At 36.8% G+C, this 24,331-nt stretch carries 25 protein-coding genes; 17 read left to right on the forward strand and 8 right to left on the reverse strand.

What is annotated here, in order from left to right:
* The first annotated feature begins 9 nt into the window (after window positions 1-9).
* From trpB to DKG77_RS15785, 4 genes are all read left to right on the forward strand, one after another.
* On the forward strand, window positions 10-1,191 hold the full coding sequence (gene trpB, locus DKG77_RS15770) for a tryptophan synthase subunit beta (protein WP_109665138.1): 1,182 nt from the start codon (window positions 10-12) through the stop codon (window positions 1,189-1,191).
* Complete coding sequence (gene trpA, locus DKG77_RS15775; protein ID WP_109665140.1) at window positions 1,188-1,949, forward strand: tryptophan synthase subunit alpha; 762 nt, start codon at window positions 1,188-1,190, stop codon at window positions 1,947-1,949. Before trpB ends, trpA begins: the two co-directional genes overlap by 4 nt.
* A 21-nt stretch (window positions 1,950-1,970) precedes the next feature.
* A complete protein-coding gene (locus tag DKG77_RS15780; protein ID WP_109665143.1) occupies window positions 1,971-3,476 on the forward strand; it encodes a M20/M25/M40 family metallo-hydrolase in 1,506 nt (501 codons plus the stop codon).
* A 179-nt stretch (window positions 3,477-3,655) separates the two neighbouring features.
* Entirely contained in the window at window positions 3,656-4,081 is a 426-nt protein-coding gene (locus DKG77_RS15785; protein WP_109665146.1) for a LytR/AlgR family response regulator transcription factor, read from the forward strand.
* Between the two features lie 7 nt (window positions 4,082-4,088).
* On the opposite strand, the gene DKG77_RS15790 is transcribed toward DKG77_RS15785, so the two are convergent.
* The 5 genes from DKG77_RS15790 to DKG77_RS15810 all read right to left on the reverse strand — a co-directional run bounded on the left by DKG77_RS15790 (window position 4,089) and on the right by DKG77_RS15810 (window position 10,002).
* Window positions 4,089-4,778 (reverse strand): uracil-DNA glycosylase family protein, encoded by a 690-nt coding sequence (locus tag DKG77_RS15790; protein WP_243414944.1) that lies wholly within the window; start codon window positions 4,776-4,778, stop codon window positions 4,089-4,091.
* A gap of 48 nt (window positions 4,779-4,826) precedes the next feature.
* Window positions 4,827-7,382, reverse strand: a complete 2,556-nt coding sequence (locus DKG77_RS15795) for a phosphoenolpyruvate carboxylase (RefSeq protein ID WP_109665149.1) — start codon at window positions 7,380-7,382, stop codon at window positions 4,827-4,829.
* A 151-nt stretch (window positions 7,383-7,533) separates the two neighbouring features.
* Window positions 7,534-8,295, reverse strand: coding sequence for a peroxide stress protein YaaA (yaaA, locus tag DKG77_RS15800; protein WP_109665151.1), 762 nt, complete (start codon window positions 8,293-8,295; stop codon window positions 7,534-7,536).
* 88 nt (window positions 8,296-8,383) lie between these two features.
* Window positions 8,384-9,412, reverse strand: a complete 1,029-nt coding sequence (locus DKG77_RS15805) for an RluA family pseudouridine synthase (protein WP_109665153.1) — start codon at window positions 9,410-9,412, stop codon at window positions 8,384-8,386.
* 2 nt (window positions 9,413-9,414) lie between these two features.
* The gene (locus DKG77_RS15810) at window positions 9,415-10,002 is read right to left on the reverse strand and encodes a PASTA domain-containing protein (protein ID WP_109665156.1); all 588 of its coding nucleotides are present in this window, start codon (window positions 10,000-10,002) and stop codon (window positions 9,415-9,417) included.
* 78 nt (window positions 10,003-10,080) lie between these two features.
* Here DKG77_RS15810 and DKG77_RS15815 point away from each other — a divergent pair, with 78 nt between their 5' ends.
* The 5 genes from DKG77_RS15815 to DKG77_RS15835 all read left to right on the forward strand — a co-directional run bounded on the left by DKG77_RS15815 (window position 10,081) and on the right by DKG77_RS15835 (window position 15,845).
* Window positions 10,081-11,055 carry a D-alanine--D-alanine ligase gene (locus DKG77_RS15815; RefSeq protein ID WP_109665159.1) on the forward strand — a complete coding sequence of 325 codons (975 nt, stop codon included), beginning with the start codon at window positions 10,081-10,083 and terminating at the stop codon, window positions 11,053-11,055.
* 32 nt (window positions 11,056-11,087) lie between these two features.
* Complete coding sequence (coaD, locus tag DKG77_RS15820) at window positions 11,088-11,546, forward strand: pantetheine-phosphate adenylyltransferase (protein WP_109665162.1); 459 nt, start codon at window positions 11,088-11,090, stop codon at window positions 11,544-11,546.
* A gap of 204 nt (window positions 11,547-11,750) precedes the next feature.
* Complete coding sequence (locus DKG77_RS15825; protein ID WP_243414945.1) at window positions 11,751-13,598, forward strand: PAS domain-containing sensor histidine kinase; 1,848 nt, start codon at window positions 11,751-11,753, stop codon at window positions 13,596-13,598.
* The gene (locus DKG77_RS15830) at window positions 13,585-13,998 is read left to right on the forward strand and encodes a response regulator (protein WP_109665168.1); all 414 of its coding nucleotides are present in this window, start codon (window positions 13,585-13,587) and stop codon (window positions 13,996-13,998) included. The genes DKG77_RS15825 and DKG77_RS15830 overlap by 14 nt, the downstream gene beginning before the upstream one ends.
* Window positions 13,999-14,099: 101 nt before the next feature.
* Window positions 14,100-15,845, forward strand: a complete 1,746-nt coding sequence (locus DKG77_RS15835) for a M14 family metallopeptidase (protein ID WP_109665170.1) — start codon at window positions 14,100-14,102, stop codon at window positions 15,843-15,845.
* Here the strand turns inward: DKG77_RS15835 and DKG77_RS15840 are convergent.
* On the reverse strand, window positions 15,826-16,434 hold the full coding sequence (locus DKG77_RS15840) for an NUDIX hydrolase (protein ID WP_109665445.1): 609 nt from the start codon (window positions 16,432-16,434) through the stop codon (window positions 15,826-15,828). The genes DKG77_RS15835 and DKG77_RS15840 overlap by 20 nt on opposite strands.
* A 7-nt stretch (window positions 16,435-16,441) precedes the next feature.
* Between DKG77_RS15840 and pyrE the strand changes: the two genes are divergently transcribed.
* Window positions 16,442-17,080: an orotate phosphoribosyltransferase gene (gene pyrE, locus DKG77_RS15845; RefSeq protein WP_109665173.1), complete on the forward strand. Its 639-nt coding sequence runs from the start codon at window positions 16,442-16,444 to the stop codon at window positions 17,078-17,080.
* 9 nt (window positions 17,081-17,089) lie between these two features.
* Window positions 17,090-17,485, forward strand: coding sequence for an orotate phosphoribosyltransferase (locus tag DKG77_RS15850; RefSeq protein WP_109665176.1), 396 nt, complete (start codon window positions 17,090-17,092; stop codon window positions 17,483-17,485).
* On the opposite strand, the gene DKG77_RS15855 is transcribed toward DKG77_RS15850, so the two are convergent.
* Window positions 17,482-18,225, reverse strand: a complete 744-nt coding sequence (locus tag DKG77_RS15855) for a biotin--[acetyl-CoA-carboxylase] ligase (RefSeq protein WP_109665178.1) — start codon at window positions 18,223-18,225, stop codon at window positions 17,482-17,484. The genes DKG77_RS15850 and DKG77_RS15855 overlap by 4 nt on opposite strands.
* Before the next feature lie 81 nt (window positions 18,226-18,306).
* On the opposite strand from DKG77_RS15855, the gene rsfS reads away from it, so the two are divergent.
* The 6 genes from rsfS to DKG77_RS15885 are packed head-to-tail and all read left to right on the forward strand — an operon-like array spanning window position 18,307 to window position 23,015.
* A complete protein-coding gene (gene rsfS, locus DKG77_RS15860; protein ID WP_109665181.1) occupies window positions 18,307-18,684 on the forward strand; it encodes a ribosome silencing factor in 378 nt (125 codons plus the stop codon).
* Between the two features lie 5 nt (window positions 18,685-18,689).
* Entirely contained in the window at window positions 18,690-20,633 is a 1,944-nt protein-coding gene (gene ftsH / locus DKG77_RS15865) for an ATP-dependent zinc metalloprotease FtsH (protein WP_109665184.1), read from the forward strand.
* 51 nt (window positions 20,634-20,684) lie between these two features.
* A complete protein-coding gene (locus tag DKG77_RS15870; protein WP_109665185.1) occupies window positions 20,685-21,293 on the forward strand; it encodes an LUD domain-containing protein in 609 nt (202 codons plus the stop codon).
* Window positions 21,294-21,297: 4 nt separating this feature from the next.
* A complete protein-coding gene (locus DKG77_RS15875; RefSeq protein WP_109665188.1) occupies window positions 21,298-22,101 on the forward strand; it encodes a phosphatidate cytidylyltransferase in 804 nt (267 codons plus the stop codon).
* On the forward strand, window positions 22,091-22,756 hold the full coding sequence (locus DKG77_RS15880; RefSeq protein ID WP_109665190.1) for a phosphatidylserine decarboxylase family protein: 666 nt from the start codon (window positions 22,091-22,093) through the stop codon (window positions 22,754-22,756). Before DKG77_RS15875 ends, DKG77_RS15880 begins: the two co-directional genes overlap by 11 nt.
* Window positions 22,749-23,015 carry an acyl-CoA-binding protein gene (locus DKG77_RS15885; RefSeq protein WP_109665193.1) on the forward strand — a complete coding sequence of 89 codons (267 nt, stop codon included), beginning with the start codon at window positions 22,749-22,751 and terminating at the stop codon, window positions 23,013-23,015. The genes DKG77_RS15880 and DKG77_RS15885 overlap by 8 nt, the downstream gene beginning before the upstream one ends.
* On the opposite strand, the gene DKG77_RS15890 is transcribed toward DKG77_RS15885, so the two are convergent.
* Entirely contained in the window at window positions 23,012-24,280 is a 1,269-nt protein-coding gene (locus DKG77_RS15890; protein WP_109665195.1) for a sterol desaturase family protein, read from the reverse strand. The genes DKG77_RS15885 and DKG77_RS15890 overlap by 4 nt on opposite strands.
* Between the last annotated feature and the right edge of the window lie 51 nt (window positions 24,281-24,331).

The following is a 24,331-nucleotide window of genomic DNA, read 5'->3' on the forward strand; positions in this document are numbered from 1 at the left end:
TACCCAGATATGAGTTATCACGCTAACGAAAAAGGATATTACGGAGAGTTTGGAGGAGCATTCATCCCAGAAATGCTTTATCCAAATACGGAGGAATTACGGCAAAATTACATTCGCATTATGGAAGAACCTTCTTTTAAAGAAGAGTTCAACCAATTACTCAAGGATTACGTAGGGCGCCCTACCCCACTCTATTTCGCTGAGCGACTATCCAAAAAATACAACACCAAAATCTACCTGAAACGAGAAGATTTGTGCCATACCGGTGCGCATAAGGTCAACAACACCATAGGTCAGATATTAATGGCCAAAAAGCTCGGCAAAAAAAGAATCATTGCAGAAACTGGAGCTGGCCAACATGGTGTTGCAACGGCCACCGTTTGTGCCTTAGCTGGTATTGAATGTGTGGTTTATATGGGTGAAATTGACATTGCCCGTCAAGCGCCAAATGTAGCACGTATGAAAATGTTGGGCGCAGAAGTACGCCCTGCGTTATCAGGCAGTAGAACCTTAAAAGATGCTACAAATGAGGCAATTCGTGACTGGATCAATAATCCTGTTGATACCCATTACATTATTGGTTCTGTAGTAGGACCACATCCGTACCCAGATATGGTGGCTCGTTTTCAATCGGTGATCTCTAAAGAAATCAAAAAACAATTGCTAGAAAAAGAAGGGCGTGAAAACCCAGATTATATTGTTGCTTGTGTGGGTGGAGGAAGTAATGCCGCTGGTGCCTACTATCACTATTTAGACACTCCAGAAGTTGGAATCATAGCCGTAGAAGCCGCTGGGAAAGGCATTGATACTGGAGAAAGCGCTGCCACTTCGGCCTTGGGAAAGGTGGGAATCATTCACGGTAGCAAAACGCTGTTAATGCAAACTAAAGATGGTCAAATTACTGAGCCCTATTCCATTTCTGCAGGATTGGACTACCCTGGTGTTGGGCCAATGCATGCCCATCTATTCAAATCGGGTAGAGGAGAATTCATCTCTATAACAGATGACGAAGCCATGACGGCGGGATTGGCGTTATGTCAACTGGAAGGCATTATTCCTGCCATTGAATCATCTCACGCGTTTGCGATTTTAGAACATAAAAAATTTAACCCTTCAGATATTGTTGTCATTAATCTATCTGGGAGAGGTGATAAAGATTTACAGAACTATATTGATTACTTCAAATTATGAACAGAATCAACCAAAAATTGAAGGAGGATAAAAAACTTCTCTCCATATACTTTACTGCTGGTTACCCAAATTTAAATGATACTGCAAAAATCATTCATGACCTTGAAAAGTACGGTGTGGACATGATTGAAATAGGTCTACCTTTTAGTGACCCTTTGGCTGATGGACCAACAATACAAGAAAGCTCCACCGCTGCGTTGCGCAATGGTATGCATACTGAATTACTCTTTGAACAACTCAGAGATATTAGAAAAACAGTTTCCATTCCACTAATAGTAATGGGGTATTTTAATCCTGTATTTCAATACGGTGTTGAATCCTTTTGCAAAAAATGCCAAGAGATAGGTATCGATGGTATTATTTTGCCAGATCTACCCTTAGATGTTTACCAAGAAGAATATAAAACCATTTTCAAAAAATTTGGGTTGATCAATGTCTTTTTGATAACTCCACAGACCAGTGAGGAAAGAATTAGACAGATTGATGCTGTTTCTGATGGTTTTATTTACATGGTAAGTTCTGCCAGCACTACTGGAGCAAAAACAGGCTTCGAGAACAAAACCCAAACCTATTTTGAACGAATCAATGCAATGAATCTTAAGAATCCCCAAATTGTTGGTTTTGGTATAAGTAATTCAGATACTTTCAGTCAAGCCACCAGAAAAGCAAAAGGGGCTATTATTGGTTCAGCATTTATTAAGCATCTCACTAAAAATGGGGTGGAAAAAATTGATGAGTTTGTGAATGGAATTCGTTAAATTGAACTCAAAATAAATTCAATGTCAACACTCAAAAGATTTACATTTCTATTTACTGTAATCTCTTGTTTTTCAGTTTTTTCCCAAGATTCTATTGCCGTAAAATCTCAAGTGGCCAATGCCATAGAAGAGCTAAAGGATTTTGTTTCCATCCCTAATGATGCTCTTAATGCTGAAGATATAGATGACAATATTTTTTGGTTAAGGAAAAAGTTTGGTGAACGTGGATTTAATACCACAGTGTTGGAAACAGAGAATTTGCCACTTTTTTTTGCGGCCTTGCCCATGGATGACTCCAAACCGACCATGCTTATTTATATGCATTTGGACGGCCAATCCGTGGACCCATCAAAATGGAATCAACCCAATCCATATGAAACTGTTCTGAAAAAACCCATCGAAAATGGGTATGAAACCATTTCTTTTGATGCTTTAGGTGATGATGTTAACTATGATTGGAGACTATTTGGTCGTTCCACTTCTGATGATAAAGGGCCCATAGTCATGTTTTTGAATGCCATTGATTTGCTAAAAAAAGAAAACAAAGAGCTTCCTTTTAACATTAAGGTCATTTTGGATGGCGAGGAAGAAAAAAGCAGTAAACCACTGCCCAAAGCTGTAAAACAATATAGAGAATTACTTGATGCTGATTTTTTGGTCATAAATGATGGTCCCGTTCATCCTTCAGGAGACCCAACTGTAATCTACGGTTGTCGTGGCATCACCTCATTGACCTTAACCACTTATGGTCCAATAACGCCACAGCATAGTGGGCATTATGGAAATTATGCTCCAAATCCAGGATTTCAACTTTCTCAATTGTTGGCGAGCATGAAAGACAAGGAAGGTCGTGTAATCATTCCTGGGTATTACAATGGAATTTCCTTGGACGATACTGTTCAGGAGGTTTTAAAAAGTGTGCCTGATAGTGATGCCACCATTGCGGAGAAACTTCAATTTAAATCTGCTGAAAAAGTAGGAGGCTTCTATCAGGAGGCCCTGCAATATCCATCCTTGAACATTAGAGGGCTAGGTTCTGGCTGGATTGGAAAAAAAGCGCGAACCATAGTCCCCGAAAGTGCAACCGCAGAACTCGATTTACGTTTGGTGCCAGAAAGTGATGGCACTCGTTTGAAAGGGCTGGTTAAAGACCACATTACCAAACAAGGATATTATGTCTTGGACCACATTCCATCCAAAGAAGAGCGTATGGCACATGATAAAATCGTCACAGTGACCGAGGGCAGTGTCACTGACGCTTTCCGCACCAACTTGGACAATTCCTATGGAAAATTCTTGGTGGAGGCCCTACAGACAGCTTTCAAAAAAGATGTGGTACGAATTCGAATCATGGGAGGAACCGTTCCCATTGCCCCTTTTATTAACGAATTAAAGATTCCTGCATTTATTGTTCCTATGGTAAACGCGGACAACAATCAGCATAGCCCCAATGAGAACTTGAAAATTGGACAATTGGATTACGGGATTAGAGCGTTTTACAGCATCATTTCCACTCCGATAAACTAATCGCAAGGCTCTATACTCTAGCTCCGCAAACTGCAGTTTACTTCGATTAACAAAAAACCTGTTCTCCATGAAATGGATAAAATCATGATTTTATCCTGATAAAAAAGTAATACATCCTATTTTTCTTTACAATAGTGTAGGCAAAACTAACTTTGATTCAAGTTATTTACCTACTTATTATGAAATATAGTACCATAGTTATTGATGATTCGTCAATTCAGCGTTTAGCTACATCTGTATTGGTCAAAAATCACCCAAATCTCCACTTTGTTGGTTCTTATGAAAGTCCATACAAAGGAATAAAAACCATTTATGATCAAAAGGTGGATATTGTTTTTCTTGATGTGTTGATGGAGAACGTAGATGCTTTTGAGCTACTTGACAACATTGAAATAAATTCGGCCATTGTTTTGAACTCCACCTGGGAAAATTTTGCTGAGAGGGCTTTTGATTATGGGATAAATGATTTTTTAATGAAACCCATGCCCAAAAGGAGGTTTGATAAAGCAATAGACAAAATCATCAAGCAAATTGAACAAAAGAAGGTCAAACAAATCAAAGTCTTTCCTTTTTCAGAGTTGTTATCCAATTTTGACCTTAACTAAGAGGTTCCTAAAAAAACTCTTCGTACTGCATCACTCTGAAATCCAGCGTGTTGAAATAAGGATTTTTGTTTTTTAAATCTTTATAGGCTTGCAGGCTACCAACTGCTCTATTGGCAGCACCAGAGGGTGCAGTCAACGATACCGTTTTAATCATTCTAGATTTATTGATTCCTCTCGAAGTGACCGGAAGCATAAACTGATGGATTCTTGGCACTTCTCCAGAAACCACTTCTAATTGCAAGCCATATTCTTTCAATTGTTTCCTAAAAAAGTATTCAGGGCCATTTTTGCTATTTCCTCCAGTGAACAAAAGTGTATTTATATTGGTATACTTCTGTAGATACTTTACCAGGTTCCGAAGTTTAGCATTTTGCATTCCCAGATCAGAGGCATCAATTTTACTTCTCTCTGCACTTCCCACAATATCACAAACACCTATTTTTCTTTTCAATAAGAACTTTTTACGCTGTTCCGCAGCTTCGTCAGTGGTTTCATACTTAAGGTTCAAATTAAAAATCCTGTCCAAAATAGGCCAGAGCATGCCATTTCTGCTACCGTAACAAAAGTCAACATCATCGTCCTTTAACTCACCGGTAGTGAATCTTGGTGGCGGAAGGGTACCTACAATCAGTTTTGTGGCCTCCGGAAAAAGAAATGGCTCATAAGGATGGGTATGAACGAACAGTTTTGAGCTCAAGATTGTAAATTGTTATTAAATCTATTTTCAAACTTAATGGTTTAAACCCTAAGCTGAATTTCTACTGGCATTAATGTTACCGTATAGTGACCTTGTAACTATTTTTTCGTACAATTCCTTGTATTCGGAATTCTGGGTAATATGGTACAATGCGTTTTGTTGAATGACCAACAATGGAAGAACGATCTTTTCTCTAATCTTTACAGATTCTCTTGAGACCGCTTCGTCCTCCATTAAAATCTTATGCCCAGAAATCTCTAAAAGCATCTTTTTAGATAGTTGATATTCATCATGGAGTATGTTCCAAAATTCTCCGAACTCTTTATCTTCTCTCATATAACTGGTCAACTCAAAATTGGTCTTGGCCAATGACATCATACTATTCATCATCAATGCTCTAAAGAACGGGACTTCTTTGAACAGTTTTTTTACTTCTTTCAACCTTCCTTGTTCCCTAAAGGCCTCAATAGCTGACCCTAATCCAAAATAACCGGGGACATTCTGCTTTAGTTGGCTCCATGATCCTACAAACGAAATCGCCCTTAAATCTGAAAGCTCCAACTGTTTTTTACTGCCTCTTTTTCCTGGACGACTTCCAATATTAGCTTTGGTATAATACTTTAACGTACTCCTGTTCTCTAAATATGGAATAAACTTTTCATGTTTTTTTAAGGCATCATACTTGGCAAAACTTAATTCTGACAGCTCTTCTATCAACTTACGTTCCTTGGTCGAAATCACATGCTCTTTGCCAAAAAGGTTATTGCTCAACCCAGCTGTGAGCAACTGTTCGGCATTATGAATAAACTGCTCTTTGGTACCGTAGGTACTTGTAATGGTCTGGCCCTGTATGGTAAGCTGTATCTCGTGATTGGCCACATCTTTGGTCTGTGCCGCGTAAAAACGGTGTGTTTTGCCTCCACCCCTGGCCGGTGGTCCTCCCCTGCCATCAAAAAACATGGCCCTTATACCATTCTTTTTACAGACCTTACTTAGGGTCTCCTTTGTTTTAAGAATAGACCAATTTGCTTTTAGATAGCCACCGTCTTTGGTCCCATCTGAAAAGCCCAACATGATGGTATGGTCATTTCTCCTACGCTCTAGGTGAGCGCGATAACTAGGGTTATCAAAAAGGGTTTGCATTACTTCTTCAGATGCATCCATCCCTTTCATCGTTTCAAAAAGTGGCACAATATCGAAGGTAATATCCTTTTCTTCCCAACCACACCATCTAAACAATCCAAAAACAAATAGAACCGCATAAATGTCTTCAGAATTGCTGATTATGTACCGATTGCATCCCTCCTCACCATTCTTAGATTGAATCTCTTTTAATTGTTGAATGTTGGTTATGGTATCTTTAACTATTTCTTCGTTGTAATCTTTTGGATTTAGCTTTAAATCTTTTTCTAACAGCCATTTTATTAATTCTTTATCACTAAGCTCTTCTATATTCTCTTTAATTGCCCCGTTCTTTTTTAAGATTGACTCCACCGTCAAATAGTGCTTGCTATGGTCTTGACGAATATCTAAAGTGGCAAAATGTGTTTTAAAAATATGAACTCTGTCTATTAGGATATTTAGGTCATCTAAATACAATCCGTGATAATCCTCATTTAATGTCTCACGGATTTTAATAAGTGATTCAATTATTTCAGGATAACCAATAATGAACTTGGCATCAAACATGGCGCGATACAGCTTATTGCTTAGTCCCGTCAAGTCCTGTTGCAAATTTTTAAAAGTCAACTTTTTCCGTAATGCCTTTAGCTCGTTGTAATAACATTTCATCAGTGTCAACCTAAGTTCGTCTGCCACTTGTCTTGTTATTTCCGCTGTAACGAATGGGTTGCCATCACGATCGCCTCCTGGCCAAAAACCCAATTTCATTATGTTGTAGTTGGAAAAGTCTTCTGCCCTAATATTACTTTTTACATACTGAAACAATTCACCAATAGCATCATAATAAGTGTGCCGTAAAATATAGATGATATTTTTTGCCTCATCCAAAGGTGTGGGCTTCTTTGCGTTTATAAGAGATGTCAATCCCAATTGTTGCAGGGTAACATCAATTTCATTGACCTCATCCTCATTGATCAACGACTGCATTTTAGAGATAATGTCCAATACCGCAGGGGTGTAGAATTGGGTAGGATGAGCCGTGAGCACAATTCTTGCACTGAATGTTGACAATTTCTTGGCTATTTTATCCCAGTTCTTATTTTGATCCACCAACTCAAAATAGTCCTTTATAGAAAGTGAATTGCTATATTCCTGTAATTTAGAAAATGCGGCGTCCTCAACACTATCATACAGCACAACCTGGCGTTCAACGTATTGAATAATTCTGAACATGAAATCCAACCTTTCCCTCTCATCTTTGATTTCCACAAAATTTGTAAAAAAAGTGTCCAAAATTTCTTGAGGGGTCTTCCCATCTTTTAAACCTTTTTCGCATTGATCGAACAAAAGTGGGACCAACATGATTACATTTTCTATATGTCGATATGGTAATGTTAAAAATAGGCTGTTATAAATATTGAATTTATTGGTTACCGATTTTTTAAACTCCTCTAAACGCTTTGCTTGTTGTACTGAATTCATCGGTGAAATGTATTTCTAGATTAATTTTAAAGAATCAAAGATGGTGATAAAAGTCAAAATTAGCGGCCTATTTTATTTACATCACAATTTAAAGCGTGACAAGGCATAAACCTAACATCTTTGCAAAAAAAATGGGTGCAAACAGTAGAAATTACCTGATAAAAACAGGTTGATTTTCTTTTAGGGTATGTTCAGCACTAAACACATAATTGTCATAATCAAAACCTTTGACGTCCTCCAAAGTCTGTGCATTGGTATCCAAAATATAACGGACCATTGAACCACGTGCCTTTTTGGCAAAAAAACTAATAACTTTTAGCTTGTCATTTTTCCAGTCCTTAAATATTGGTGTGATTACTGGTACTTTAAGCTTTTTCTCGTCTATCGCCCCAAAATATTCGTTGCTAGCCAAGTTGATAAATAGCTCCCCATCTTCCAATTCAGAATTTAAATGTTCCGTTAATTGTTTGCGCCAAAACTCATAAAGGTTCTTTTTACGTGCCACTTTTAATTGAGTTCCCATTTCCAGACGATAAGGCTGTATCAAATCAAAAGGTTTTAAAATTCCATAAAGCCCAGATAAAATACGAAGCGTATCTTGAAGTTTATCCAACTTGTTCTCTGGAATGGTATGGGCATCCAACCCCTGGTATACGTCTCCATTAAATGAAAATACTGCAGGCCTTGAATTTTCTGTGGTGAATGGAGTTGAAAATTGTTGGTTTCTTTGCCAATTAAGCTCAGCCAAATTATCTGATATTGACATAAGCTTGGACAATGCCTTTGGCTTTTTCTTGGCCAATACAGCGTTCAACTTTTTAGACTGCTCCAAAAATTCGGGTTGGCTGTATTTTGATGTAGGCAAGGTCGTTTCAAAATCTAACGACTTAGCTGGAGAAATAACAATTTTCATGAAAACTAATTTTAAGTAAAAATATGGAGAAAAAGCATTTTTATGTTATTTGTGCAACAGGTGTTTTCAATCCTTCAATTGAGGAAAACTATTGTTCACTTTGCTTTGTATAATTTCTCCATTTTTCAATACAATTTACCATATCCTCTGGCAGTTCAGTGTTAAATCGCATAAATTCTCCGGTTTTAGGGTGTTCAAAACCCAAGGTTTTGGCATGAAGTGCTTGTCTGGGTAATATTTTAAAGGCGTTTTCCACAAATTGCTTGTACTTGGTAAAAGTGGTTCCCTTTAAAATTTTGTTTCCTCCATACCTTTCGTCATTAAACAATGTGTGTCCTATATACTTCATATGAACACGAATCTGGTGGGTCCTTCCGGTTTCCAATTGGCAAGAAACCAAGGTGACATAACCTAATCGTTCAACTACTTTGTAATGTGTAACAGCTTCTTTTCCTTGGTCTCCATCTGGAAAAACCATCATTTGCAGTCTATTTTTAGGGTTTCTGGCTATATGCCCCTCAACGGTTCCCTCATCTTCCTTTAAATTGCCCCAAACCAATGCCAAATACTCCCGTTCACTACTTTTCTCAAAAAATTGTTTGGCCAAATGAGTCATGGCAGTTTCTGTTTTGGCTATTACCAGAAGACCAGAGGTATCTTTATCTATACGATGCACCAATCCTGGTCGTTCAGAACTGTTCTTGGGCAAATTATCAAAATGGTGGACCAAGGCATTGATTAGAGTTCCTGAATAGTTACCATGACCGGGATGCACAACCATTCCTGCGGGTTTGTTCACCACAAGAAGTGTTTCATCCTCATAAACTATTTCCAATGGAATATCCTCTGGAGTAAGCAAAAACTCATAGGGAGGGTGTTCGAATAGCACTTTTACCTCGTCCCCAGCTTTAACCTTATAGTTTTGTTTTACTATACTATCATTCACCCAAATATGTCCCTGTTTGGCTGCCTGTTGAATCTTGTTTCGGGTAGCGTTCTCTATAAAATTCATTAGAAATTTGTCTACCCTCAAAGGTTCTTGTCCTTTGGATGCTACAAATTTATGGTGCTCAAAAAGTTCATCTTGCGAGGGCTCTGTATTTTCTGAAGTATCCATAGTTATTGGGAATCTGCCTGTACGCGAGCACTCCCTGTAATTGTTCCATTACCACAAATCAACTCTATCTTAGACGTTTTGGGCAGCTTATCACCAGGTTTTAAATACTTTCCCTTATACTTCATTCTATAGACCATATCTTTCCCCAACTCATCTATATAGGTAACTCGCTGGACATCTAACCCTACCGCTCTTAGCATAGATGCCGCATTGCGTTGGGTAACTTGTATAATATCCGGAACAGTCACCTTTTTATAGCCTGAAGGGTTTACGGTGAAATATATTTTTCTATTGGATTTTACCTTGTTTCCAGCTGGCGGTTCTTGATCTAAAATTGAAAATCTAGGATAATCTGGGTTATAATTGGATGAATCCAAAACCTGATAACGAAGCCCTGCATTTTCCACTGCATCCCTCATTTCCATTACTGACATTTTTGAAAAATCTGGCACTTCCACAAACTCTCCATGATTTGTAGAACCTTTTAACCATTGCAACACCAAAAAGCAAAAGAGTACAACAGCAACCAAGGCCAAACCAATTTGGATTAGGAAAATCTTACTTTTTAAAAAACTTAAAAAATGTTTCATGCATATGCCTTATCTGAACAAATATAGGAAAGCCAGTCCTTTTTTCTTTACTTTGACATAGTGATATTCGATAAGCTGATGAAAAAAAACATTGCCATCATTATGGGTGGTTACTCCAGTGAATATGAAATTTCTATTAAAAGCGGTAACGTGGTACATCAATATTTGGATAAAACTATCTATGCTCCATACCGTATTATCATCACGGACAAAAAATGGGTTTACTTAGATGAAGATAATATAGAAACCCCAGTGAATAAATCCAATTTTAGTATAAAAGTTGAGGGTGAAGCAATCCATTTTGACTGTATTTTTAATGCAATCCACGGAACTCCTGGTGAAGATGGATTATTGCAAGCTTATTTTGAATTGTTGCAAATACCCCAAACATCCTGTGGCCATTATCAAGCTGCTCTTACCTTTAACAAGCGCGATTTACTAAGCGCTCTTAAGCCATATGGAATACTTTGTGCCCAGTCTTTCTATTTAAATTTGGGAGATCCAATTAATGCAGACACCATTGTAGACAAAGTAGGTCTTCCTTGTTTTGTAAAAGCCAATAGGGCCGGTAGCAGTTTCGGTATATCTAAGGTCTACGAAAAAAAGAATCTAAACAAGGCCATATCAAATGCATTTAAGGAGGACAATGAGGTCATAATTGAATCTTTTTTGGATGGAACAGAAGTATCTGTGGGGGTAATTACATATAAAAATCAAATCAAGGTACTCCCCATAACCGAAATAGTCTCAGAAAACGATTTTTTTGATTATGAGGCAAAATATCAAGGAAAATCACAAGAAATTACACCAGCAAGAATTTCCAAAGAACAAGAGGAACGCGTTGTAAAATGGGCAGAATATATTTATAAGACACTAGGATTAAAGGGTTACACCCGCAGTGAGTTCATTTTTATAAAAGATGAGCCCTATCTACTAGAGGTAAACACCACACCCGGTCTTACCAAAGAAAGCATCTTACCGCAACAGGCCAAAGCCGCAGGAATATCTTTAAAAGAGCTATTTGGTAGTGCTATAGAAGAAACATTACGATAGAAAATCTGTATTTTTAAACAAACTTTCCAAACATGAGACGCGCCATTTTTCCTGGTTCTTTTGACCCACTTACTTTAGGCCATTACGATATTATAAAAAGGGGCATTACTTTATTTGATGAACTTGTGATTGCAATTGGCATAAATGCGGATAAGAAATACATGTTCTCTTTGGAAGAAAGAACAGAATTCATTGAAAATGCATTTAAGGACGAACCAAAAATTAAGGTTGTAACCTATGAAGGGCTTACGGTCGATTTTTGTAAAAAAATAGATGCCAATTTTATTTTAAGAGGGTTGAGAAATCCAGGAGATTTTGAGTTTGAAAAGGCCATTGCGCATACCAATAGAAAGCTTTCCGAAATTGAAACGGTATTTTTGCTTACCTCTTCTGGAAAATCTTATATCAGTTCATCCATTGTAAGAGATGTGATTAGAAATGGTGGAGACTACACTGGCTTGGTCCCAGATACCGTGATAGTTAAGCCATAGCAATCATTCACAACATTCTAAATTTTGTAAAAATCTGTGGTAAGTCATAATTCTTTGATCTTCCACCTTTCTAACTTCTTGTTTCGTATAAGAAACAACAGATTTGCGTTAGTTCACAACAATAAATAAGAGAAAAAGGTTAATACCTATATTTTAGTAAGAAATTTCTTATAAATTAAAGAACCCCCAAATCTCAACCTTATTTTGAAAACTGTTGAATCTGTTCCCCACAATTACCTAATTAAGCAACTACCCAAAGCCACTGCTCTTGTTGACACTAAGTATTCGGTGGTTGAAGCCTCAAACTCATGGTTGTCCATTTTTGATTTAGAACCAAAAGACACTCGTGGAAATAACAAGAATATTTTTGGTTTTTACGATAATCATGAAGAATTTTCAGCTAAAACCTTGAAGGAATGCTTTCTGGAAAATTGTAAGCATGTCATTCGTCATAAAAAAAAGAACAAGGAAAACGAGAAATGGTTCGAAAGTGTTTTTGTACCCTGGTTTGATGAAAAAGAAAACATAATTGGAACAATTGTACAAACCGAAGATATAACACATATTATTGAAAAAGAACTGGAACTGGAAAGAACCAAAACTTTACTCAAAGCAACATCAGAAGTTTCATCAGTTGGTAGTTGGGAATACGATATTGCAACAGAGAAACTTAATTGGTGTGAGGTAACAAAACAGATTCACCAAGTCCCAGATGACTTTGAACCTAAAATAAACCAAGGTATAGAGTTTTATAAACAAGGGTATAGTAGAAACAAAATTTCTATGTTGTTCCATAAGGCATTGGAAGAGGGAACACCTTATAGTGAGCGTTTAATCATAATCACGCACAAAGGAGAAGAGAAATGGGTAACAGCAGGTGGAAAAGCAATCAGAAAAAATGGGAAAATAGTCAAGCTTTTTGGAACTTTTCAAGACATTAACGATCAAGTTTTAGCGGAGATCAAAACAAAGGAAAGTGAACAGTTACTGACCACCTTGATTGATAATCTTCCCATAAACGTTTTCATAAAAGATAAGGACTCTCGAAAAATATTGGTAAACAAAGCAGAGTGCGAGTATTTGGGAACAAAACCAGAGGATCTAGTAGGGAAAACGGATTTTGATCTTTATGATGAAAAAGTGGCGCAAATTTCTAGAGACGAGGACCTAGAGGTAATGCGCACATTAAAACCCATGATTGGGAGAGAGACCATTAACATAAAAAAAGATGGTAGTGCCACCAATTTCCTTACCTCAAAAATTCCTCTTCTGGATATAAAAGGCAAAGCATACGGACTTATAGGTATGAGTATGGATATTACCCATATAAAACAAAAGGAAGATCAATTGCAAGACTTAATCAACGTAACTGCAATACAAAACAAAAAGCTTATCAATTTTGCGCATATTGTTTCACATAATCTGAGGTCGCATACTGCTAATTTTTCAATGCTTTTGGAATTTCTCATCAAAGAAAAAGAAGAAAAGGAAAAAAAGCGAATCATGAAAATGTTGTCTCATGCATCTGACAACTTATTGGATACATTGGAAAATCTTAATGAAGTAGTTGATATAAGCACCAATGTTAATCTAGATAAGAAATCATTAAATCTAAATGAAAACATCCTTAAAGTTCAGCAAAATTTGGCTGGTTTCTTAGTAAAGAACAAGGTGAAATTCATCAATTCGGTTCCAGACAACGTAGCGGTCATGAGTGTTCCCGCTTATTTGGAGAGCATCATTCTAAACTTGATAACCAACGCGGTAAAATATAGCAAGCCAGAAGAAAATGCAGTTGTTGCCCTAAATGCCAAAAAACAAGATAAAAGTGTTGTTTTAAGTGTAAGTGACAAAGGCTTGGGCATTGATTTAAACAGGTATGGAGGTAAAATTTTTGGAATGTATAAAACCTTCCATAACAACAAAGATGCTAGAGGTCTAGGACTATATATCATAAAGAACCAGGTAGAAGCAATGGGCGGAAATATAACTGTAAGTAGTGAAGTGGATAAAGGTTCCACATTCAACGTTTATTTTAATGAAGAAGATTAACAGTATATATATCATAGATGATGACCCAATAACTATTTTCGGCATAAAAAAAATGTTGAAAACCACTGTTATTTGTAAGGATATTAAGGCCTTCGAAAATGGAAAAGCTGCATTGGAGGGATTGACAAAAAGGATTCATAAGGGAGCATCCATACCAGAAGTTATCTTTTTGGATATAAATATGCCCATTATGGACGGATGGGAATTTTTACAGGAATTTGTGAACATGGATGTCAAGGAAAAAATAATCATTAATGTTATCACATCATCGATAGATCCATTAGATTACCAGAAATGGAATGACTTTAGACTAAAGTCTCCGCACTATCTTAATTTCAAAAACAAACCTATTTACAAAATTGAAGCTTCTGACCTTAACAGGGTCAATATAGCATCATAATTATTTTATTGACTATTTTTATCATTGGAAAGAATTTTCCCCCAATTTATTTTCAACTAGCATTCCACACCTTGAAGTATTTTGTTCTTTTTATATTACTAATGTTCTTTTTATCCTGTGAAACACAAACACAAGATAAAATAGACTCCTACCAAACTTTTTTTGAGACCACAGAAGGAAAAGAAACTCCAACTTACCTGGAAACCATTGCTTTTTATATAAAATTGGCCAAGGATTTTCCTGAAATCAATATTCAAACATTGGGAAACACAGATAGTGGATATCCATTGCATATGGTCACCTTCAATCCTGATGGAGATTTTAATTTTGAAAACGTAAGAAATGAAAAAGCCATTATCCTAATAAATAATGGCATACACCCGGGAGAGAGCGACGGCATTGATGCTACCATGCTTCTTTATCGTGATTTGGCAACCAAAAAAATAGCTCACCCAAAAAATTCCATTTTGGTGACCATTCCTGTTTATAATATTGGAGGAGCACTGTATAGAAATTCAACTACCAGAGCAAATCAAAATGGACCCATAGAATATGGTTTTCGTGGTAATGCCTTGAATTATGACCTTAATAGGGATTTTATAAAAATGGACACTAAAAATGCGAAGACCTTTACACAGATTTTTCATTTAGTGGAACCTGACGTTTTTATTGACAATCATGTTAGCAATGGAGCGGATTACCAGTACACGCTTACTCACCTTTTTACTCAACATAACAAATTGGGTGGAAAACTCGGTAATTACCTACATAAAGAATTTATGCCAAAAGTGGAGAAATCATTGGCAGAAAAAGATTTGGACATTACACCCTATGTTAATGTCTACAATAGGCCACCAGAATACGGGTTTAGCCAATTTATGGACCATCCCAGATATTCAACGGGATACACGACCCTTTGGAGTACCTTGGGTTTAATGGTGGAAACCCACATGCTAAAACCTTATGCAAAAAGAGTGGAAGGTACATACGAACTTATGCAAAGCATGATATCTGTTGTTGAAAAAGAATATGGAACAATAAAAACCATGCGTAAGGAAACTTTGGAAGGGAACACAAAACTCTCTGAGTATTATTTTGATTGGCAGGTAGATACTACACGAACATCTGAATTAAATTTTAAAGGGTATGAAGCTGAACAGATTAAGAGCGAAGTAACAGGGCTGTCCAGGTTAAAATATGACCAATCCAAACCTTTTACAAAAAAGACCCCTTATTATAATTATTATAGCCCACAAGATACTGTAACCGTTCCTGCCGCCTACATTGTTAAACAGGGTTGGCAAAAAATAATGGATAGACTGAATGCCAACAAGGTTCAATATTTTAAGATAGAGAAAGATACTGTACTAACAGTGGAATCCTATAAGATTTTGGATTACGACACCAGAGAAAACCCATATGAGGGCCACTATCCACACTATAATACTCAAGTTGATAAAAAAATGGTCAAAGCCACCTTTAGGGCAGGTGATTTTATAGTGCCCACAAGTCAACAAGGAATTAGATATTTACTGGAGACCTTGGAACCTATGGGAGCAGATTCCTTCTTCAATTGGAACTTTTTCGATACCGTGCTTCAACAAAAAGAGGGGTTCTCTCCGTATGTTTTTGAAGACGTAGCTTTGGATATTCTTAAAAAAGATTCCGTACTACGTGGTAATTTTCTGCTCAAAAAAGAAGTTGACCCAGATTTTTCTCAAGACTGGTACGCTCAATTAGATTGGATTTATCAGCGCTCAAAGCATAAAGAAGAGCCCTATTTAAGATATCCTATCTATCGTATTGTAAAAGGTAGTGGTGCATCCTCTATTCTTGATCGGGAATAGACCAGCCCTCAAATAAAATTTTAATGTTAAAATAGGAGTTTTCCAATGCCTTTTTAACTTTCTTGGGGCCTTTCCATTTCACTTTCATGATTCCTTCATCTTTCTGACCAACCAATTTGCCATCGTATTTGGTATACATGGCAAACCAATGTACTTGCTTTAGGCGGTATTCTCCATTTCTCCTAAAAATATGGTAGGTGGTCCGCAAAAATTTATCAATAACCAAATCTCTTACTCCTGTTTCCTCCTCCACTTCTCTAATAGCAGCTTTTTCAATGGATTCCCCTTTATCGACCTTACCTTTAGGCAAATCCCATTTATCATTTCTATAAATGAATAAAATCTTGCCTTTCGGATTTGTTACAAACCCTCCCCCAGCTACCACGACTGGAATCTTATGCATAAAAACATCAAGGATCTTTTCTTCATCCGGATGATATATGTAAGCTTCCTTCAATCTACCCTTGGACAAAGATTCAATAGCCATTAATATAGAATCACCATCTAAAGAAAAGAGGTTTCCATTAGAATTCTCTTGACGCTCATTTGTTAAAATCAGTGGGGACTCATTAACAAAAACTTTATACATTTGCGCAATGGTTTTAAACAAGGACACTGCAAAAAAAACAGCCGAACTTCTATTACAAATTAATGCAATTAAGTTGGAACCAGAAAATCCATTTACATGGGCTTCTGGGTGGAAATCTCCCATTTATTGTGATAATAGAATAATGCTTTCATATCCCAAAATAAGAAATTATGTTGGCGAAGAGATGGCAAAACAGGTGGAAACATTATATGGAAAACCAGATGTTATTGCAGGAGTTGCAACTGGTGCCATTGGTATAGGAATTTTGGTTGCAGAAGCAATGGGACTTCCTTTTATCTATGTTCGTCCAGAACCAAAATCCCATGGAAGACAAAACCAAATAGAGGGGTATTTGGAACCAGGGCAAAATGTGGTAGTTATTGAGGACTTAATAAGTACGGGCAAAAGCAGTTTAAATGCCGTGAGAGCTTTAAAAGCAAAGCAAGCAAAGGTAAAGGGCATGGTTGCTATATTTACCTATGGCTTTGCTACCGCTACCGACAATTTTTCCAATGAAGATGTGGAGCTTCACACCTTATCTGATTATGACCATTTGATTGAACAAGCCTCAGAAACAAATTATATAAAAGAATCTCATCTACAAACCTTATTGCAGTGGAAAACAAATCCACAGCAATGGAAATAACCTTTAATTATGCATATTGAAGTCTCTAAAAAGAAAGTGGCAAAAAGTGATAAAGAAGTTTTTGATTTTTTAAGTGACATTAAAAACTTTAAGACCTTAATGCCCGATAACATTGATAAATTTGAGGTTTTAGATGAAAAAACCTTCAAATTTGCTTTAAAGGGCATGCCAGAAATAATTCTAAGGCTAAAAGAACAGTTCCCCAATGAAAAGGTTGTCCTTGGAGCTGCCAGTGATAAGCTGCCGTTTACACTAACTGGAAACATTAAGGCTTTAAGCGAAAATGAAAGTGAAGTAGGCCTTAGTTTTGAAGGAGAATTTAATGCCATGATGGCCATGATGATTAAAACTCCAATCACCAATTTCATGGAGACGCTTTCATCAAATTTGGATAAGATAGGTTAGTACAAAAGGGATACTTCCTTTAATCCGTATTCTTTAAATACCTTGTCCTCCAATTCTAAAATCAGTTTTCCTTCTGGTGATATATTACGGATAAATCCCATGAACAACTGCCCCTCGGTATTTCTAAATGTTGAAGGTTTATCCTTTCTAAAAAGTAGCTCTAGGTAATCCGGTAATAATTGTACAACTGATTTTTCCTCAATTTCGATAAAATAGAATTTTAACCGTTCTAAAATTTTATTTAGCAGTTCTTCAAGCTCAAAATGCATTCCAGTTAATGACTTTAGTGATGCAACTTTTTCTAAGTTTCCATAATTAGTTTGGTTCACATTTAGGCCTATACCAATAATAGAATTTTGAACCAACTGCCCTTTAAGAACATTTTCAATCAAAATGCCACAAATTTTAGAAGAACCTGACATAATGTCGTTGGGCCATTTTACCTTTAAATCTGGTATGGATAATTCCTTTAGAACATCACAAATTGCCAGTGAAATACAGATGTTCAAATTGAATTGGCGAACTACTTGAAAGGACATGAATTTTTTTAAAACACTAAATGTCAAGTTTTTACCTTTTTCAGACTGCCAAGTTGTTCCCATTTGACCTCTTCCTTTTAATTGGTTTTTGGCAACAATTACTGTAAAATCCCCTAAGGTATTGGATTGCATCAAATCTTTTAAATAGAGATTTGTAGAGTCCGTGGCATCAAGTTTGATTATCTGTGATAGTTCTCCCAAAGCGGTGCGTCCAATGTTATGTTAAAAACTAGGGCTAAGAAAACAAAAAAAATATAACTTTGTAGAAACTAAAATTTTTGAATGCAGAAAACGAAAGCTAGCGCAGATGAATTGATTGCCTTAATATTACATGGAATAGAAGAAGTTAAAGGAGTAGATATAAATCTACTTGATCTTAGGGAAATTGAAAATACAGTTTGTGACTACTTTATTATCTGCAATGGTACTTCCAACACGCATGTAAACGCAATTGTTTCATCCATCCAAAAAACTGTCAGCAAAGCAATACAAGATAAACCTTGGCACGTTGAAGGTTCTGAAAACGCAGAATGGATTTTGATGGACTATGTAAATGTTGTTGTTCATGTATTTCAAAAACACATTAGGGAATTCTACGACATAGAAGGGCTTTGGGGTGACGCTAAAGTAACAATGGTGGAGAGCAGCTACAATTCTTAAAAAAAATGGCAAAAGACAACAACAATTCCAATACTCCTAAGAAACCTCGTTTTAGTTCATGGTGGATCTACGGGGTGGTAATCGCATTAATTATTGGTTTTCAATTCTTTGGAGGAAATAGTTTTTCCAGTACAGAGAAAACCACAACCTCAGAGCTACAGGAGTACTTGAGAAACGGAGATATTTCAGAAATTCTCATTATCACCAATGCAAGGCAAGCAAAGGTTTTCTTGACTGAAGAAGCACTTCAAAAAGATGTGCACAAAAATGTAGCGGAGAAACCTTTTAATTTTTCTGCAGGAAAAATTCCACAGTATATTTTGGACTATGGAGATCTTCAGAATTTTGAGGACGAAATAAAAAGCATCAAAAAAGAAAACAATCTTGATACGATTGTTGACTTTGATACCGAATCCAATGTTTTAGGGGAATTATTGCTTTCACTACTCCCATTTGCATTGATAATTGGTATTTGGATTTATTTGATGCGAAGAATGTCTGGGGGTGCCGGTGGTGGCGCTGGAGGTCAGATTTTCAATATTGGAAAATCAAAAGCAAAACTTTTTGACGAAAAGACCGATACTAGAACTTCATTCAAAGATGTTGCAGGATTGGAAGGCGCAAAAGAAGAAGTGCAAGAAATTGTAGAATTCCTTAAACACCCAGATAAGTATACATCTTTGGGAGGAAAAATACCCAAAGGAGCTCTATTGGTAGGACCTCCAGGAACAGGTAAAACGCTTCTTGCCAAAGCAGTTGCTGGTGAAGCAAAGGTTCCTTTCTTCTCATTATCCGGTTCGGATTTTGTAGAAATGTTTGTGGGTGTTGGAGCTTCAAGAGTACGTGACCTTTTTAAGCAAGCCAAGGATAAATCACCGGCAATCATTTTTATTGATGAAATTGATGCTATTGGTCGTGCTAGAGGAAAAAATAACTTTACAGGCTCAAATGATGAGCGCGAAAACACACTGAACCAATTATTAACCGAAATGGATGGTTTTGGTACCAACACCAATGTAATTGTGTTAGCGGCAACCAACCGTGCAGATGTTTTGGACAAGGCATTAATGCGTGCCGGTCGTTTTGACCGTCAAATTTATGTAGACCTACCAGACATTAGAGAACGAAAAGAAATTTTTGAAGTTCATTTACGCCCCATTAAAACTGCCGAAACGCTTGATTTGGATTTTCTAGCCAAACAGACACCTGGCTTCTCTGGAGCTGATATTGCAAACGTTTGTAATGAAGCTGCATTGATTGCTGCAAGAAAAGAGAAGAAAGCGGTAAACAAGCAAGATTTCTTAGACGCCGTAGATAGAATTGTTGGTGGTCTTGAGAAGAAAAACAAAATCATAACTGTTGAAGAGAAAAAGACCATTGCGTACCATGAAGCAGGCCATGCAACAGTTAGTTGGATGTTAGAACATGCCGCACCTTTGGTAAAAGTTACCATTGTTCCTAGAGGACAATCTCTTGGAGCTGCATGGTATCTGCCAGAAGAGCGCTTGATTGTTAGACCAGAGCAGATGTTGGACGAGATGTGCGCAACCATGGGAGGAAGAGCCGCCGAACGGGTTATTTTCGATAAAATATCTACTGGTGCACTTAGCGATCTGGAAAAAGTAACCAAACAAGCAAGAGCCATGGTTACCATATACGGTCTTAACGAGCAATTGGGCAATATAACTTACTATGATTCTTCAGGAAACAATGAATATGGTTTTACAAAACCATATAGTGAAGAAACAGCCCAGAAAATTGATGAGGAAATTTCAAAAATCATAGAGGAGCAATACCAAAGGGCCATAAAATTGTTAGCTGATAATAAGGATAAACTTACAGAGTTAGCAGATAGGCTTTTGGAAAAAGAAGTTATCTTTAAAGATGATTTGGAAAAGATTTTTGGAAAAAGGCCATTTGAAAAAGAAGAATTGGAACCTGCAGACTAAATTGAAAATCCAAAAGTTATTTCAAGTAAATAAATGTTATTGATACCATAAATGGGGATTTTTGACAAGCTTTTTGGAGGTGGCAAAAAGGTTTCCAAAGAAACCGTGGAGACCCGTGGGGATCATATGCCCGATCTAAAAATTCCTGTCGATGAAAAGTTTACCATATATTTTAAAAAAAATGGTGGCAAATTTATCTATTGCGAAGATGACTCTGAAATTACGGAAGCATTAACCAACATCATCTCAGAGAACAATTGGCAAAGTCATTTGTTTTATTCCCTTGATAAGCGTTTGCAAAGTCGTTTTTCTTCTGAGAAGATAGGCTTTACCGAAAACCGAAAGGAGAGTGATATTTTCTTTACCACCTGCGAACATCTAATTGCACACAATGGTTCCATTTTAGTTTGCTCCAATCAGATCAAAGAAAAAAAACTGGATGAACTCCCTTCCAATTTAATTGTTTTTGCCACTACAAGCCAATTAGTGGATTCCATCAGCGAAGCATTAAAGGTCATCAAAGAAAAATATCAAAAAAATATTCCCAACAACATCACAACCTTAAAACACTTCCAACCTACCCCAGAAAACAAAAATGACTTCTTATCCTACGGAAGTGCCTCAAAAAATGTATATCTTTTACTCCTAGAAGATTACTAACTTTATGAAAGAAATTCTAAGGCGCTCTATTACAGGGGTCATCTATGTGGTGCTCCTAATGGGGGCTGTATTTTTGAGTTCAGATGCTTTCGATTTTCTTTTCATGACATTTGGTTTGGCCTGTCTATATGAATTTAAAAAAATTGTTCGCCTAAAAGGATACTACATTTTCATTGCCTATTTGGCACTTTGGTGGGCCTTTATTTACTTAGTGCATAATACGGTCATTATTACCGCACTCATGTTACTTACAATTACGGTAGATTTGGCACTTTTAGCATTTTTATTCCATAAAAAAGCAAAACATTTTAGTGAATTTCAAAAGTTTATAATTGCAGTTTTTTATGTAGGTGGAGGCTGTATATTTTTAACCATGATTCCATATAAGCAAAATGATTTTGCCAAATTTCTTATTATGGGCATTTTTATTTTAATTTGGGTTAATGATACTTTTGCCTATTTGGTGGGGCGATCCATTGGGCGAACAAAACTTTATCCTTCAGTTTCTCCAAAAAAAACCATTGAAGGTTCTATAGGAGGTCTTATTTTTGCACTAGTGGCAGCATATTTTCTAGCATGGTACGAAACCAGTTTAACATTGATGCAATGGATGATTCTTGCAACGGTAATAGTAATTGCCGGTAGTTTGGGTGATTTACTGCAGTCTAAGTTTAAAAGAATTGCCGGTGTAAAGGACAGTGGTGCCATATTGCCAGGACATGGCGGTATTTGGGATAGATTGGACAGCTTGGTATTCGCAGCCCCATTTGCATATTTTGTACTTAATATATTTTCGCATGTTTCATAAAGAGGGTCAAAAAATTATAATTACAGCCTTTTTCATAGTGGTTGCCATTATCCTTTCTGCACATTTTTATATTGATGTTCCTTGGATCAAGTTAATCATTCAAATAGCCTCACTTGTTATATTGGTTTTAATATTGCAATTCTTCAGAAACCCTAAAAGACCGGTGACCCCAACTTTTGATGAAATACTTGCACCCGTTGATGGTAAAGTTGTGGTAATCGAAGAGGTTGAAGAAACTGAATATTTTAAAGACAGACGTAAGCAGGTCTCTATTTTTATGTCTCCGCTGAATGTCCATGTCACACGCTACGCAGCCAGCGGCACGGTCACCTATTCTAAATACCACCCGGGAAAGTATTTAGTTGCATGGCACCCAAAATCCAGTACTGAAAACGAACGTACCACGGTAATACTACATACCCCAAAATTTGGTGAAATTGGATATAGACAAATTGCAGGGGCCGTTGCGCGACGAATTGTTAACTATGCTGAGGAAGGAGAACAAGTTGCTCAGGGTCAAGATGCAGGTTTCATCAAATTTGGTTCTAGAGTTGACCTATTATTACCTCTGGATTGTGATATTGCGGTAAAACTAAATCAAAAAGTGGTTGGCGCAAGAACATGTATAGCTTCCATTCGAAAAAAAGATGACTGATAGGGCCAAACTACATAAACAGTTTGAGGAAGCGGTGGCCTTCGTAAATGGCTATACAAAGCCTTTACCAGCAGATCTTCTGCTAAAGCTATATGCATACTTTAAAGTTGCTAACAAAAATTTTGGAAATCCCGGTAGTAAAACTCCACTTATCAATGCATTTAAGGCCAATGCTATGATTCAAGCCCAAAACATAAGTATTGAAGAGGCCATGCAAGGTTATATTGATCTGGTCAATAAGGAAATCAAGAAGTCTTAAGCTACCGTATTTGCAGGTATATGTTTCTTTTCATAGTAAGAGAAATATATTCCCCCAAAAATTGTAATTAGAAAATAGAGACCTACCAAGTAACTACCCGCGGGAAAATAGGTGTTCAAACCAAACCAATCATCAGTAAGATATATTAGAATTAGTCCTGCAACACTTCTAAAAACCTCAATCCATATGGCATAGGCATCTTTATCCATCAAAGTGGAGTAACCATAAATGCCAACGAATATAAAAGCGCCGAACAAAAGAAGGCCGTTAAACCCTATTTCAGAATAATTATAAAACATAAACAACATTAGCAAGGTGTTCGTTACCAGTTGAAAAATTGAGTAGCCCTTTAAACGTATGGAAGCCTCAGGCTTATATTTTTTGAAGTTATAAACATCTTGAATAATCTGGATGGGGTATTTTTCCTTAACATCCTTGGGCCTCCACCCAGTTGGCATAAACCAGATTCTAAGTTTATCCCAATAATTCTTTGTATACCAGGCATCCTTGGACAATCGCCATATATGTTGAAAATTTATGAGTATGGGGTTCCATGTGCTAGCAGGTTTTAAAACACCATATTGTGGCGGAACTTCCGGTAATTCCTCTTGAAAGGTGCCAAACATTCTATCCCAAAAGCTAAAGATCTGTCCTAAATTCTTATCTATATACTCTGGGTTAATAGCATGATGCACTCTATGTTGGGAAGGTGTAATAATTATGTATTCTAGCCATCCCATCTTGCCTACATGCCGTGTATGATACCAAAACTGCGCGAACAAATGAATTGGGGCCAAAACCGCAATCACCTTATGGGGTACGCCCAACAAAGCCGCAGGAATCAATAATAATGGAAAGTAGCCCAACAAATTGGAAATAGACTGACGTAGCGCACAGGCCAAGTTAAATTCTTCACTACTATGGTGTATTACATGTTGGTTCCAAAAAAAATTGATGCTATGACTTAAGCGGTGATTCCAATAACCCGCAAAATCAAGAGCTACAAAACCAATAACCCAGACCAACCAGGTTGCTTTTATTTCGGTTAAAGCCAAATACTGCAACAGAAAAGGATAGGTGACAAGGATAATTCCAAGACCCAAAGAATCTTTAACAACATTGGTAAGGCCAGAACTTAGACTACTTATGGTGTCCATTACATTGTGCATCTGTTTTTTTACAAAATGCCCATAAAGCACCTCAAAAAGTACAAGTCCTATAAAAAATGGAGTGGCATACAATAAAGCCGTGGCGTAAGTTTCCATACTACAAACATAAAAAATAAGAGGTTTTATCGATGTTTATCAAGAAAATGA

Origin of the sequence: Flagellimonas aquimarina, assembly GCF_003149745.1 — a bacterium.
GTDB classification, from domain to species: domain Bacteria; phylum Bacteroidota; class Bacteroidia; order Flavobacteriales; family Flavobacteriaceae; genus Flagellimonas; species Flagellimonas aquimarina.